The sequence below is a fragment of the Rhodoferax sp. GW821-FHT02C08 genome (assembly GCF_059421805.1).
In genome coordinates this window covers 157,950-172,771 of the sequence record NZ_JBWKVR010000001.1, presented here as the reverse complement: position 1 = coordinate 172,771, position 14,822 = coordinate 157,950, and the positions used below count along the sequence as shown (strand labels likewise).

At 63.2% G+C, this 14,822-nt stretch carries 10 protein-coding genes and 3 tRNA genes; 5 read left to right on the top strand and 8 right to left on the bottom strand.

The annotated features are described in order from the left end of the window. The first annotated feature begins 163 nt into the window (after positions 1–163). The 3 genes from AC07VY_RS00850 (at position 164) to AC07VY_RS00840 (ending at position 4,362) form a co-directional block, all read left to right on the top strand. Positions 164–1,534, top strand: coding sequence for an amidase (locus AC07VY_RS00850; RefSeq protein ID WP_495095946.1), 1,371 nt, complete (start codon positions 164–166; stop codon positions 1,532–1,534). A 93-nt stretch (positions 1,535–1,627) separates the two neighbouring features. Further along, on the top strand, positions 1,628–2,881 hold the full coding sequence (locus AC07VY_RS00845; RefSeq protein ID WP_495095947.1) for a D-amino acid dehydrogenase: 1,254 nt from the start codon (positions 1,628–1,630) through the stop codon (positions 2,879–2,881). A gap of 2 nt (positions 2,882–2,883) precedes the next feature. After that, positions 2,884–4,362 carry an NAD(P)H-hydrate dehydratase gene (locus AC07VY_RS00840; protein WP_495095948.1) on the top strand — a complete coding sequence of 493 codons (1,479 nt, stop codon included), beginning with the start codon at positions 2,884–2,886 and terminating at the stop codon, positions 4,360–4,362. Between the two features lie 33 nt (positions 4,363–4,395). Here the strand turns inward: AC07VY_RS00840 and AC07VY_RS00835 are convergent, their stop codons facing one another. After that, positions 4,396–5,151, bottom strand: coding sequence for an SDR family oxidoreductase (locus AC07VY_RS00835; protein WP_495095949.1), 756 nt, complete (start codon positions 5,149–5,151; stop codon positions 4,396–4,398). Positions 5,152–5,164: 13 nt separating this feature from the next. Next, positions 5,165–7,447, bottom strand: coding sequence for a ribonuclease R (gene rnr / locus AC07VY_RS00830; RefSeq protein ID WP_495095950.1), 2,283 nt, complete (start codon positions 7,445–7,447; stop codon positions 5,165–5,167). Positions 7,448–7,608: 161 nt separating this feature from the next. On the opposite strand from rnr, the gene AC07VY_RS00825 reads away from it, so the two are divergent. Further along, a tRNA-Leu gene (locus AC07VY_RS00825) sits at positions 7,609–7,693 on the top strand. 95 nt (positions 7,694–7,788) lie between these two features. Beyond that, positions 7,789–7,874 (top strand) — tRNA-Leu (locus AC07VY_RS00820). A gap of 97 nt (positions 7,875–7,971) precedes the next feature. Here AC07VY_RS00820 and rimO read toward each other — a convergent pair. The 6 genes from rimO to AC07VY_RS00790 form a co-directional block, all read right to left on the bottom strand. Further along, entirely contained in the window at positions 7,972–9,363 is a 1,392-nt protein-coding gene (rimO, locus tag AC07VY_RS00815) for a 30S ribosomal protein S12 methylthiotransferase RimO (RefSeq protein WP_495095951.1), read from the bottom strand. A gap of 28 nt (positions 9,364–9,391) precedes the next feature. Next, positions 9,392–9,925, bottom strand: coding sequence for a polyhydroxyalkanoate synthesis repressor PhaR (gene phaR / locus AC07VY_RS00810; protein WP_495077249.1), 534 nt, complete (start codon positions 9,923–9,925; stop codon positions 9,392–9,394). 181 nt (positions 9,926–10,106) lie between these two features. Further along, positions 10,107–10,183 (bottom strand) — tRNA-Val (locus AC07VY_RS00805). A gap of 60 nt (positions 10,184–10,243) precedes the next feature. Next, a complete protein-coding gene (locus tag AC07VY_RS00800) occupies positions 10,244–12,487 on the bottom strand; it encodes a RelA/SpoT family protein (RefSeq protein WP_495077248.1) in 2,244 nt (747 codons plus the stop codon). A gap of 13 nt (positions 12,488–12,500) precedes the next feature. Further along, positions 12,501–13,421, bottom strand: a complete 921-nt coding sequence (locus tag AC07VY_RS00795; RefSeq protein WP_495095952.1) for an alpha/beta fold hydrolase — start codon at positions 13,419–13,421, stop codon at positions 12,501–12,503. Positions 13,422–13,574: 153 nt separating this feature from the next. After that, on the bottom strand, positions 13,575–14,801 hold the full coding sequence (locus tag AC07VY_RS00790; RefSeq protein WP_495077246.1) for an SUMF1/EgtB/PvdO family nonheme iron enzyme: 1,227 nt from the start codon (positions 14,799–14,801) through the stop codon (positions 13,575–13,577). Positions 14,802–14,822: the final 21 nt, after the last annotated feature.

The following is a 14,822-nucleotide window of genomic DNA, read 5'->3' as shown; positions in this document are numbered from 1 at the left end:
AAGGTTGTGTCTAAAATTCAGTCCGATTTGCAACTGTTTTGAGATACTCAAAGTCAGCGCAACACCTTGAATGGACTGGTTTGCGATTAGTTTTACTGCAACAGTCAAACAATTCTGACCGATCAGCAAAACCCAAGGAGTGTAGCACGCTCCACGCCACACCATGTTTACAGACCTTGTCGCCACCCGCCTGAAGCTGCAATCGCAGCAGTCCACCCCCCTGGAAGAGCTGGAACGGTCGATCGCCATCGCCCAGTCGGATGCATGCAAAAGCGCTTTTCTGCATACCCGCTTTGATACCGCCCGCAGCGTGGCCGCACAGCCCCGCATCATAGAAACACCGCTGGCCGGCCTGGCGGTGTCGGTCAAAGACCTGTTCGATGTGGCTGGCGAAGTCAGCAGCGCCGGCTCCACGGTGCTGGCCGACCGACCCGCTGCCGCAGCCGACAGCCCCGCCGTGGCGCGCCTGCAGGCCGCTGGCGGCGCCATCCTGGGCCGCACCCACATGGTGGAGTTCGCTTTTTCCGGCGTGGGTACCAACCCGCACTTCGACACACCGGCCGCCTGGGATGGCCGCTACAACCAGCCTGCGGGCGCCCGTACCGTAGGCCCCGTGGCGCGGGTGCCGGGCGGCTCATCGTCGGGCGCTGCGGTGTCGGTGGCCACCGGTGCGGCTTTCATCGGGCTGGGCTCGGACACCGGCGGCTCGATCCGCATCCCGGCCGCGCTGAACGGCATCGTGGGCTTCAAAAGCACGACCCGGCTGGTACCTACGACCGGCGCCATCCCCTTGTCCAGTACGCTGGACACGGTCTGCGCGCTGACCCGCAGCACGCGTGACGCCGTGCTGGCCCATGAAATCCTGGCCCAGCGCAGCGTGGCGCTCAGCGACGCACCGCTGTCGCAATACCGCATTGCCGTGGCCAACAACATTCTGCTGGACAACCTGGACTCCACCGTGGCCCGCGCCTTCGAGCGCGCGCTGCAGCGCCTGCGTGATACCGGCGCCACACTGGTGGAGCTCCCTCTGGAGCCAGTCAACGAGTTGGCCCGCATCCAGCAAACCGGTGGCTTCTCGGCGGTAGAGTCGTATATGTGGCACCGCCCTCTGCTGGGCCGTGGCCCGCTCACGCGCGCCGCCTACGACCCCCGGGTACTGGTGCGCATAGAACGCGGTGCGCAGATGCGGGCCTTCGAGTATTTCGAGCTGGTAGAGGCACGCGCCGCCTGGATCACACAGATGGAGGCCGCCTTGCGCGGCTTCGACGCCGTGGTCTCGCCCACCGTGCCCATCGTGGCGCCACCCATCTCGCATATGGCACCGGGCACGGCGCGCGACGACGCCTTCTTCCACGCCAACGGCCTGTTGTTGCGCAATACCAGCGTGGTGAACATGCTGGACGGCTGCGCCATCTCCCTGCCCTGCCATACGCGCGATGAACTACCAACCGGCCTGATGCTGTGGAGTACCGCGATGCGCGATGATGCCCTGCTCAGCCTGGCATTGCAGGCCGAGCAAGCACTACAGTTTTAATAGCTACCTGCGCAGACGATACCTGCGCAAGAGCCACTTTTCTTATAAAAACAAGGTCCCCATGCATGTCGTGAAGATGCGGATGTTTTCCGCATGAAAGTTGCCATCATTGGCGCCGGAGTCATCGGCGTCAGCACAGCCTATGAGTTGGCCGCCGACGGCCACGAAGTCACCGTTTTCGAACGCCGCAGCGCCGCCGCCGAAGAAACCAGCTTTGCCAACGCCGGCATCATCGCGCCCGGCTACGTCACCCCCTGGGCGGCCCCAGGCATGCCGGGCAAGATGTTCAAAAGTCTGTTCCAGCGCCACGCCCCGCTGCAGCTGGGTCTGCGCCTGTCCACCGGCGACTTGGCCTGGATGTGGAAGTGGCGTCGCGCCTGCAAGCTCGACATCTACCTGGCCAACCGCAGCCGCCTGCAGCGCCTGGCCTTCTACAGCCGCGAACGCCTGCACGCGCTGGCCCACACGCTGCACCTGGAATACGACCGCAGCGACGGCTATATGGTGCTGCTGCGTACGGCGCAGGACGCCGCCATGGCCGAACCCGGCCTGCAGCTGCTGCGCGATGCGGGTGTACGCTTCCAGCAGATCGACGTGGCGGCGGCACGCAGCATCGAGCCCGCGCTGTGCGCCGAGACCGACTTCTTCGGTGCCATCCACCTGCCGGACGACGAGGTGGGCAACTGCCGCCAATTCACCATGCTGCTCAAGGCCGCGGCCCAGCAGCTGGGTGCAAAATTTGAGTTCAATCGCACGGTAGCGCAGATAAATCCTGCGCCAGCAGCTACGGTTTCCATAGCAAACGAGACCACGCCCCGGCGCTTCGATGCCGTGGTGGTGTGCGCCGGCATGGCCTCGGCCGCCCTGCTCAAGCCGCTGGGTCTGCACATACCGCTGGCGGCGGTGTACGGCTATTCGCTCACCGCCAATATCCGCGAGCCGCTGAACGCCCCCGTCAGCGCCGTGATGGACGAACACTACAAAGTCGCCATCTCACGCATGGGCCAGCGCGTGCGCGTGGCCGGCAGCGCCGAGCTCGGCGGCCAGTCCGACACCAAGAACCCCGCCGCCATCGCCACCCTGTACAAAGTGCTGCACGACTGGTTCCCCGGTGCGGCCCAGCTGGCCAGCAATGTGCAGATATGGAAAGGCGCCCGCGCTATGCTGCCCGACGGCCCACCCCTGATCGGTGCCAGCGGCCTGCCCGGCGTCTGGCTCAACCTGGGCCACGGCTCCAGCGGCTGGGCCCTGGCCTGCGGCAGTGCCCGCGCCACGGCTGACCTAGTAGCCGGCCACAGCCCGGCCATCGACATGGAAGGCCTGGGCCTGGAACGCCTGAGGAACTGAGTATGCAACGCATCAACGCCGACCAATCGCAGCCCCTGTTCGATACCGCCGCCTCGCGCCGCATCGAAGAGGCCGCCTTGGCCGGCCTGCCCGACAACACCTTGATGCCCCGCGCCGGCCTGGCCGTGGCCCGTCTGGCCCGCGCCCTGGCACCGCATGCACGCCGCATCTGGATCGCCTGCGGCCCCGGCAACAACGGCGGCGACGGCCTGGAAGCCGCGGCCCAGCTACAACAGCACGGCGTCCAGGTCGTGGTGACTTGGTTGGGACAGGAAGCCCGAGCCTCCAGCGACACCCTGGCCGCCCTGGGGCGCGCCCGGGCGGCCGGCGTGCAATTTGCCGACACCCCACCCACCGACCTGGACGCCCAGGACCTGTGCATAGACGCCCTGCTCGGCCTGGGCCAAAGCCGTGCCCCCAGCGGTAGCATGGCCAGCTGGATCGTCACCATGAACGCCAGCCCTGCCCCCACGCTGGCAGTGGACCTACCCACCGGCCTGCAAACAGACACCGGCGCACTTGCTACAAATTCAGTAGCTGCCCGCGCAGATGAAACAAGCGCTGCAGCCATCATTTATGCAGACCACACACTCAGCCTGCTGACGCTCAAACCCGGTTTGTTCACCGCCCATGGCCGGGACAGCGCAGGCCAGGTCTGGCTGGACGCACTGGGCGTCACGCCCGGTATCGCGGCCAGCGCCCGGCTGCTGGGTGCGCCGCAGCCCCCACAGCGCAGCCACGCCAGCCACAAGGGCAGCTACGGCGACGTGGCCGTTATCGGCGGCGCGCCCGGCATGACCGGTGCCGCGCTACTGGCGGCCACGGCCGCCCTGCACCACGGCGCGGGCCGGGTCTTCGTCGGCTTGTTGGACGGCGGCAGCATGCAGGTCCACCCACAGCAGCCCGAGCTGATGTTCCGCGCCCCGGGCGCGCTCAAACTGCATGCACTGGCCCTGGTCTGCGGATGTGGCGGCGGCGAGGCCGTGCGCCCCTTGCTGCCGCGCGTGCTGGGCGAAGCTGCCCGCCTGGTGCTGGACGCCGACGCCCTGAACGCCATCGCCAGCGACACCGCCCTGCAAGCCCTGCTGCGCCACCGCGCGGCCCAAGGCCTGCCCACGGTGCTGACGCCGCACCCCCTGGAGGCCGCACGCCTGCTGGGCTGCACCACGCTGCAGATCCAGGCCGACCGCCTGGCCGCCGCCCAACAACTGGCCGACCGCTTTGCCTGCGTGGCCGTGCTGAAAGGTTCGGGCACAGTAATCGCGGCCCCACTGCGAACACCGGCCATCAACCCCACGGGCAACGCCCGGCTGGCCACTGCGGGAACGGGGGACGTGCTGGCAGGCATGGTGGGCGCACGGCTGGCGGCGGGCCAGTACGCCATGGATGCGGCCTGTGACGCGGTCTATGCCCACGGACTGGCAGCAGACCGCTGGCCCGAGGGCAAGCCTTTAACGGCCAGCGCATTGGCGCAGTTCTAGCCGCCCGGCACAATACGACAGAGTAAAAGCGGCCTAGCCCCGGCCCACGAACGGCATCTTGGTCGCCATCACGGTGTGGAACAGCACATTGGCATCAAGCGGCAGGCTGTCCATATAGAGCACCGACTTACCGACGATGTTGACGTCCATCACCGGCTCCACCACCATCTCGCCATGGGCTTGCAAGATGCCGGTGGTCATGCGCTGGGTCATATTGGTGGCGGCGTTACCGATGTCGATCTGGCCCACCGCAATATCGTATTTACGCCCGTCCAGCGCGGCCGACTTGGTCATGCCGCGTACCGCGTGCTTGGTGGCGGTGTAGGCAATCGAATTCGGCCGCGGCGTGGTGCTGGAGATGGAGCCGTTGTTGATGATGCGCCCGCCGCGCGGTGTCTGCGCCTTCATCACCCGGAAGGCCTGCTGTATGCACAAAAACATGCCGGTGAAGTTCACATCCACCACGCCCTGCCACTGTGCCAGGCTCAGGTCTTCCAGCAACACGCCTGGCGCACTGGTGCCGGCATTGTTGAACAACAGATCGACGCGGCCAAAAGTCTGCACCGTGGCCTCGAACAAGGCCTGGACGGCCGCAGGATCGGTCACGTCGGTAGGCACTACCAGCGCATTCTGCGCGGCACCGGATTCGGCCTGCACAGCCAACAAGGCTTCGCTGCGCCGCCCGGCGAGCGCGACACGGTAGCCATCGGCCAGCAGGGCCAAGGCCACAGCCCGGCCGATGCCGCTGCCGGCGCCGGTCACCACGGCGACTTTGGAATGGTGAACCATAGCCTTCCTTCGCCTATCTGCGGGTACGCGGTTTCTGGGTTTTCTTCTTGGCCGCACCGCCCTTGGCGGAAGCCGAACCCGAGGACTTGGCCGCAGACTTGGCTGCCTGCACGGGCGTGCGCGGCGCGTGATCACGTGACTGCGACTCCTTACGGCCAGAGCGCTTGGAAGGCGCAGCCTCGGATTTGGAGCGGTTAGGGCCCTCGCGCTGCACGCCCTTGTCTTTCATGGCGCGGTTCACCAGATCTTCCCCTTCCCGTATCAGGCGGAAGTCGATCTTGCGTCCGTCCAGATCGACGCGGCTGACCTGGACCTGCACCCGCGTGCCGATGGAATAACGGATGCCAGTACGCTCGCCACGCAGCTCCTGGCGGGCCTCGTCGAACTTGAAGTATTCGCCACCCAGCTCGGTGATGTGCACCAGGCCTTCCACGTACATGGCGTCCAAGGTGACGAAGATGCCGAAACCGGTGGCCGAGGTGACCACGCCGCCGAACTCCTCGCCCAGATGCTCGCGCATGTACTTGCATTTGAGCCAGGCTTCCACATCGCGGCTGGCCTCGTCGGCGCGGCGCTCGTTGGCGCTGCAATGCAGGCCGGCAGCCTGCCAGGCCAGGGTTTCAGGGCTGACTTTCTTGGGCTTCTGATCGGGCTCGGCCACCTTGCCCTGGAGGCGTGCGTGGTTGTTCTTGCTCAGGCGCTTGGCCAGCTTGGCATGGGCTTCGCCCGGCGTGGGCAGCGTCGGCAGCTGGTACTTGCGGTGCGCCAGGATCGCCTTGATCACGCGGTGCACCAACAGGTCCGGGTAGCGCCGGATGGGGCTAGTGAAGTGGGTGTACGCGTCAAATGCCAGGCCGAAGTGCCCGCTGTTGCTGGGCGTGTAGATGGCTTGCTGCATGGAGCGCAGCAGCATCGAATGGATTTGCTGGGCGTCAGGCCGGTCCTTGGTGGCCGCCGCGATGGCTTGGAACTCGCCCGGCTTGGGATCGTCGCTGATCGACATGCCGACGCCAGTAGCCTTCAGGTAGTTGCGCAGAATCTCGATCTTCTCGGGCGTAGGGCCTTCGTGCACGCGGAACAGACCGGGGTGCTTGCCCTGGGCGATGAAGTCGGCGCTGCAGACGTTGGCAGCCAGCATGGCCTCTTCGATCAGCTTGTGCGCCTCGTTGCGGGTACGCGGCACGATTTTCTCAATCCGGCCGTTTTCATCGCAAACGATCTGGGTTTCGGTGGTTTCAAAGTCCACCGCACCACGCGCCTGGCGGGCCACCAGCAGCGCCCGGTAGACATCGTGCAGATTCAGCAGGTCGTTGACACGATCCTTGCGGCGCAGCGCCTCAGGGCCACGGGTATTGCCCAGAATGGCCGCCACCTCGGTATAAGTGAAGCGCGCATGGCTGTACATCACCGCAGGGTAAAACTGGTAGGCGTGCACCTCCCCCTTGGTCGTCACCAACATGTCGCAAACCATGCACAGGCGTTCTACCTCAGGGTTCAGGGAACACAGGCCGTTGGACAGCTTCTCGGGCAACATGGGAATGACGCGGCGTGGGAAATACACGCTTGTTGCACGGTCATACGCATCCACGTCGATAGCCGAGCCGGTTTCCACATAGTTGCTGACATCGGCAATCGCAACCAGCAAACGCCAGCCCTTGCTGCGCCCGACCTTGGCCGGTTCACAGTACACGGCGTCGTCGAAGTCGCGGGCGTCTTCGCCATCGATAGTGACCAGGGGCACATCGGTCAGATCGACGCGATTCTTCTTGTCTTGCGGCCGCACCTTGTCTGGCAAGGTGCGCGCCAGGGCAATACACGCATCGGAGAACACATGCGGCACGTCGTATTTGCGCACTGCGATTTCGATCTCCATGCCGGGGTCGTCCACCTCGCCCAGCACTTCCTTGACGCGACCCACCGGCTGGCCGAACAATGCAGGCGGCTCAGTGAGTTCAACCACGACCACCTGGCCTGGCTTGGCGCTGCCAATGGCCGCCTTGGGGATCAATACATCCTGTCCATAACGCTTGTCTTCGGGAGCCACCAGCCAAATGCCGCTTTCCTGCAGCAGGCGACCAATGATGGGTTGGACCGGGCGTTCAATGATCTCGACAACCCGACCCTCGGGGCGACCCTTGCGGTCGCTGCGCACGATACGGGCCTTGACCCTGTCCTTGTGCAGCACGGCGCGCATTTCATTGGAGGGCAGATAGATATCCGACTCACCATCATCGCGCAGTACAAACCCGTGTCCATCGCGGTGTCCCTGGATGGTGCCTTCGATCTCGTCCAGCAAGCCGCTGGTATGACTGGTCGTTTTGATAAGGATTCTCTCTTTCTGGTTTGCCCAAAGGGTAGCAGAGCGCGGCAGGCAGTGGAAAAAACAGCGGATTTCATCAAGCCTTCAGCCCGCGAGTCAAAAACGCTGTTTTTCCCATGTTATACTTTAACTCGTGGGCCCAGATGGCGAAATTGGTAGACGCACTGTGTTCAGGTCGCAGCGCCGCAAGGCGTGCTGGTTCGAGTCCAGTTCTGGGCACCACACCTTATCTCGAACAAAAACCGCTAATCAGTTAGCGGTTTTTTTCTGGTTAAAAATCTGCAAGCTACCAATTGCAGATGGTTAGAGTTTAGTGGGCCCAGATGGCGAAATTGGTAGACGCACTGTGTTCAGGTCGCAGCGCCGCAAGGCGTGCTGGTTCGAGTCCAGGTTCTGGGCACCACACCTTACTCGAAAAAAAGCCGCTAAAAAGTTAGCGGCTTTTTTTTTGCTCCTTTGCCCCCGCACTGCATATGCAATGCGGGGAAATCGAACTTAGCTTAGATAGGTAGTGCCACCAGGTCGTGGCCTTGCGTACCCACAATGCGCGCCTTGGTGAACTCACCCACCTTCAAGGTCTTGCTGATCTTCTCGGGCGGCAGCAAACGCACAATACCGTCAATCTCTGGCGCATCTGCATAGCTTCGGCCGACTCCACCCTTTTTACCAAGGCCCGGCGCCGAATCCACCAGTACCTGCATGGTGCTGCCGACGCGCTTGAGCAGCTTGTTCGCAGAGACCTCTTCCGCCACCGCCATGAAGCGCGCGCGACGCTCTTCGCGTAACTCCAATGGCAGCATGCCAGGGATGTCATTAGCCGCAGCGCCGTCTACCGGGCTATACGCAAAACAACCCGCGCGGTCAATCTGGGCTTCACGCATGAAGTCCAACAAATGGGAAAACTCTTCTTCCGTCTCGCCCGGGAATCCAGCAATGAAAGTACTACGAATGACCAGCTCAGGACAAACCTCGCGCCAGCGCTGGATGCGCTCCAGATTCTTTTCACCGCTGGCGGGGCGTTTCATGCGCTTGAGCACGTCCGGATGGCTGTGCTGCAAAGGCACATCCAGATAGGGCAGCACGCGACCAGTCGCCATCAAAGGCAGGATGTCGTCCACGCTGGGGTACGGATAAACATAGTGCAAGCGCACCCAGGCACCATAGGGCTCAGCAATATCCGCCAAGGTTTGCACCAGTTCCAACATGCGGGTCTTGACCGGCTTGCCATCCCAGAAACCGGTACGGTATTTCACATCCACGCCATAGGCCGAAGTGTCCTGGCTGATCACCAGCAACTCCTTCACGCCGCCTTCAAACAAGGCTTTCGCATCGCTCAGCACGTCACCAATCGAACGCGAAACCAGGTCGCCACGCATGGACGGAATGATGCAAAAAGTACAACGGTGGTTGCAGCCTTCGCTGATCTTCAAATATGCGTAGTGGCGGGGCGTGAGCTTGACGCCCGCGCTGCCGAACGCATTGGGCACCAGATCCAGAAACGGGTCGTGCGGCTTGGGCAGATTGGCATGCACGGCATCCATCACTTCTTGCGTGGCATGGGGCCCAGTTACGGCCAACACGCTGGGGTGCATTTCACGCACCAAGTTGCCACCGGAACCACCTGCCTTGGCGCCCAAACAACCCGTCACGATCACCCGGCCGTTGGCAGCCAAGGCCTCGCCGATAGTGTCCAGACTCTCCTTCACGGCATCGTCGATAAAGCCACAGGTGTTGACGATCACCAGATCGGCACCCTCGAAGGTCTTGGAGGTTTGGTAACCCTCGGCGCTCAGCTGGGTGAGGATCAACTCGGAGTCCGTCAGCGCCTTGGGGCAGCCCAGGCTGACAAATCCAACTTTGGGTGTGTGGGTGGGGGAAATTACTTCAGTCATCCCCCTATTGTCGCCGCGTCGGAGAAATTCAGGGTTTCAAGCCAAAGCTGCCCAGCATTTGCTCGGTTTGCCGCTGCATCTGCTCCTGCATCTGCACGAAGATATTTTTGGACTGCTCTACGTAAGCACCCATCATGCCCTGCATCACGGGAGACGGCATTTTCAACATCTGCGCCCAGGCCTCCGGGGTGACACCCTTGGCCTGCTCGCCCATCTTGGACTGCAAATCCATAAAGGTTTGCACATTTTTTTCCAAATAGGGCCCCAAAAAACCCTGCATGGTGTTGCCGTAAAAACGAATGATGTTGGCCAGCACCTGCTCGGTTAACAAGGGCGCACCACCCGCCTCTTCTTCCAGAATGATCTGCAGAAAAATAGCGCGTGTCAGGTCCTCACCGGTTTTGGCATCGCGCACCTGCACCGGCGCGTGCTGCATCACCAGCTTTTTGACTTCTGCCAGCGTGATATAGGTAGAAGTATCGGTGTCATAGAGACGCCGGTTGGGGTATTTCTTGATGACGCGATGCGCCGTTTTGTCGCTATCGGGAGGGTTGCTCGGCACTGCAGTCCTTGGTGGTCGGTGGTGTTGCTATGTGCACTGTACTGCACCGCAACATATTGTAAAAAACCACCTCGCAATCAGTGTCAAGGATTACCCTGAACAGACTGCACCGCGCAATTTACGGCGGCACAAATAAAAAAGGCCTAGCGGTTAAGCTAGGCCTTTTTTACTACCAAATTATTGGTAGGCGCGATTGGACTCGAACCAACGACCCCCACCATGTCAAGGTGGTGCTCTAACCAGCTGAGCTACGCGCCTAAGGATGCATTCGAGACCACGAGTATAGCACGGGTTTTTTACGATTCCTTGCGGTCGCCATTATTTGCGTCGTGCAGAGCGCACGCCCACAACCTCTGACACCACGCCCAACACCTTGTTGAGCCGCGCCGCGTCGGCTACCTCCACGGTGAACGTCATCCATGCCGTGCCCTTGACAGACTGGGTCTGCACGCCAATCACATTCATCTTCTCCTTGGTGAAGACTTCGGAAATATCGCGCAGCAGACCCTGGCGGTCGGCAGCCTGCACCGCCACATCCACCGGGTAGACCGCGGCATGCTCCTTCTTGTCACTGCCCCACTCCACCGGGATCACGCGTTCGCCATTGCGGGCAGACATTTCGCGGAAATTGCTGCAGTCGGCGCGGTGGATACTGACGCCCTTGCCGCGCGTGACAAAACCCAGAATCGGGTCCGGCGGCGCGGGCTTGCAGCATTTGGCCAACTGGGTCATCAGCGAATCCACGCCGACCACCAACACACCGCCCTTGGGTGACCTCTCGGTGTTGCGGGACTTTTTGAGCAGCAGGAAATCGTCCTGCGGCAGCACCGGCTCGGGCGGACGCAGCAGGGTCTCGATGCTGCGCAGCGAAAACTCATCCTTGCCCACCACCTCGAACAAATCGTCGGCCGACTTGAAGCCCAGGCGAGCAGCCAGATCATCCAGCTTGATGGCCGTCTTGCCCTCGCGCTGCAGCAGCTTTTCCACCGCCTCGCGGCCCCGCGCCACGGTGGTGTGGATGGCCATGGCATTGAACCAGGCCCGGGCCTTGGCCCGGGCACGGTGGCTGACCAAGTAGCCCAGCTCGGCATTCAGCCAATCGCGCGACGGGCCGCCTTCCTTGGCGGCCGTGATCTCCACGGTCTGGCCGTTTTGCAAGGGCGTGTTCAAGGGGACTTGCACGCCGTCCACCTTGGCACCACGGCAGCGATGCCCCAGGCTGGTGTGCAAGCTGTAGGCAAAGTCCACCGCCGTGGCGCCCGCAGGCAGCTCGACCACCGCAGCATCGGGCGTCAACACATAGATACGGTCGCTCAGCACATGCACGTCACCAGCATTCGGCGCCGCGCCAGACAGATCACGCTCCCAGGCCAACAGTTGGCGCAGCACGGCGATCTTGGCGTCGTATTCACCGCTGGCGGACACGCCCGCATAGCCCTTGGTACCGGCCTCTTTGTATGCCCAGTGCGCGGCCACTCCGTACTCGGCATGCTCGTGCATGGCCTGGGTACGGATCTGTATCTCAATCGGCAAACAGGCCACACCGTCCACCATCTGCTGCACCACGGTGTGCAGCGACTGGTAGCCATTGCCCTTGGGTTTGGCGATGTAGTCGTCAAACTCATCGGCCATGGGCACAAAGCGGCTGTGCACCCAGCCCAGCACGGCGTAACAATCGTCCACGCTGGGTACCACCACGCGCAGGGCACGGATGTCGAATAGCTGGTCAAAGCCCAGCGACTTGCCGCGCATCTTCTTGACGATGCTATAGATGTGCTTGGGTCGGCCCTGCACCGTGGCCTGCAGACCCTGGGCGATCAGCTCGGCCTCGAGGGTGGAGCGCAGTTGCTCCATGTTGGCCTCGCGCTCCACGCGCTTTTCGTCCAGCAAGCGCGCCACCTGTTTGTAGGTATCGGGCTCGATGAAACGGAAAGACAGGTCCTCCATCTCCCACTTGATCTGCCAGATACCCAGGCGGTTGGCCAGCGGAGCGAAGACCTGTAGCGACTCGCGCGCCAAGCGCGGCGATACCGGTGTCTTGCTGGCTGCACAAAAGCGCAAAGTCTGCAGGCGCGAAGCCAGGCGCAACATGACCACGCGCAGATCGCGCGAGAAGGCCAGCAGCATCTTGCGCACATTTTCGGTCTGCGCCGCCGGGTCATCCGCCGGGTTGGCGGCGCTGTCGGAGCCGCGCGACAGGCGCTGCACCCGCATCAGTTGGGTGGTCTCCACCGCCAGCGCGGCGAAGTTTGCACCGAAGGCCTTGGCAATCACCTCCTGCGGCTTATTCAGATGGACGCAGGCATAGACCAGGTAGCTGGCCGCCTGCATGGCCTCGGAGCCGCCCACCGAACGCAGGATGGCGGCCACGGCATCGGCGTGCTCCAGCGTGTTCTCTCCGGTGTCCAGCAGCTCGCCGGAGATCAGCGGCTCGGCAAAAGCCCGAGCCCGCGCCAGCGCATTCACCTGCTCGGGCAAGGTCTCGGAAGTAACCGCCACCACATCTGCCAGGCGCTCTTCGGGCGGGCTCGCGGTGGCTTGCACAGTCGGTGCACTTTTCATCCCTAGCTGGTCCTCAGGTAAGTAAAAAACCAACGACTTCGGCAAGCTGCGCATCGGCAATCAAGGTCGGTGCATGCCCAACACCCGCAAACTCCACCAGGCGCGCTTTCGGGCCGCGCTGGGTCATGGCCTTGGCCGTGACGGCCGACAATAAATCGGACTGCGCTCCCCGCAGCAGCAAGGTCTGTGCCGTGATGTTGTCGTACAGCTTCCACAGCGCGGCCTCACCCTCGGCCGCCGATGCAGCGCTGAAGCTGCGAAACGACTCGGCCAACGCCGGGTCATAGTGCAGGGTCAGCGCCGGCTCGCCCGGCACCAGGGGTTTAACCATATGGCGCGACAGCTCCAGCCACTGGGCCGGTGTGTGCGGCCCAAAGCTGGCCGAGATGGCCCACATCGCATCGGCCGCCTGCTGCAGCGATTCGAACCTGCCGGTATTGCCCAGGTAGGTGCCGATGCGCTGCAGGGCCGTCCATTCCAGCGCCGGGCCTACGTCGTTCAGCACCAGGCGGCGCACCGGTACCGGCAAGGGCAGGCCGGGCGTGCCCAGCACCCCCATGCCGATCAGCCCGCCCATGCTGGTGCCCAGCCAGTCCAGGGTCTGCACTGGTGACTGCTGGTGCAGCTGGGCCAGCAGCGCCAGCATGTCGGCGGCGTAAGTGGGCATCTGGTAGGCCTGTGGGTCTTGCAGCCAGTCGCTTTGGCCGCGACCCACTATATCCGGGCAGACCACGCGGGCGCCACGGCTCAAGGCCTGGGCCAGCACGTCGAAGTCTCGGCCCTGGCGCGTCAGCCCATGCACGCACAGCACGAGATGGGGGTTGGTCGGGTCGCCCCATTCCCAGTACGCCATGCGGTGGCCGCTGGCGTCAGGTGCGCTGCGGACGGCTGCGGGGCCGGGGCAAGAAACGTAATGGAGGCGGGGCTCGGTCATGGCAGGCAAACGGTAAAAAGATGGGGCCATCCTAATCCATAGCGACGCCGCCGCAGCATAGCGTTGCGCATCACCCCATCACTTAATGACATATACACAAATGGCCGCCAGCGCATATAAATTAAGCGCTGATAGCTACTATTTATATAGCACTCAAACCGCACACGAGCGGAAACCAACAAAACGCACATCATCACCAGGGAGGGCAAACCCCCGGTGCTTGGGGTGCTTCATGCGTGCACGCGTGGCGAACGACGCGCCCCGCATCACCTTGGCGTGACCAAACCAGGGCACAGAATAGGCCATCCACGGGTCAGCACTGAAGCCGGGCCAAGGCCGGAAGGTGCTGGCCGTCCATTCGTGCACATCACCCCAGTGGAAGCCCCTGCGGGCCGCATGGATGGCCGCATATTCCCACTCTGCCTCGCTGGGCAGTCGACGCCCGGCCCAGCGGCACCAGGCATCGGCCTCCCACCAGCTCATATGCATGGCCGGCTGTTGGCCCGCAGCGCGCAGGCGCACGCCAAACCGGTTCTGCAGCACGGCACCGCTGGCCACGCCAATCTGGTCCACATAGCGCGGTGCGCGCCGGCCTTCTTTCTTGTCCATGGTCTGCAGCCATGTCCAGGCCTCGGGCTGCCACCAGGCGGAATTGTCGTAACCGCCGTCGTCCACAAACTCCACATACTGGGCCCAGCTGACCGGCTGGGCGTCGATCTCAAACGCAGGCAGCGCGACCTCATGCGCCCATTTTTCGTTGTCAAACACAAAGCCCCCCGGCTGCGAACCCAGCTGCCACTGACAGGCCGGCAGCTGCAGCGGTGGCCGCGCGGCCATACCCGCGGGCGGAGCCAGTTGCAGCGGCACGCCGTGCACCTGGGCCAGGGTGATCAATTGCTCGCCACGCAGGTCTTCATGGAACAGGGCCAGGCGGTAGAAGTACAGCGCCGCGTCGTTATCGGGCGTTTTCTCCAGCAGCTCCAGCGTGCTCTCCAGCGTTTGCAGCAAGAAGTTCTTGGTGGTGGCCAAATCTGGCGCGAATGCGGCGCCACGGCCCTCCATCTGCTCCTGGTTCCACCAGATGTCGGCATGGGGTTCGATAGAGGCCAGCCGGGTGGGCTGGAAGGCGCATTCGGTACCACGGCTGCGCTGGGTATTGCGGCCCAGCCAGGCCTCGGCCATCCAGCCGATATGGCCGGCCAGCCAACGCGGCTGCAGGCCGGGAGGCAAGCCCATCTGGGCCGACTCAAACTGGTCCAGCAAATGCAGGGTGTGGTTGCGCGCATCCATCAGCGCCAGCGACAGCAGGTCGTGGCCCGCGCTGCGCATGGACGGCGCATCGATAGAGCCCGGCAAGGCCCGTGGCAGGGTGGAGGACATGGGCCATTATTCACCCAAATA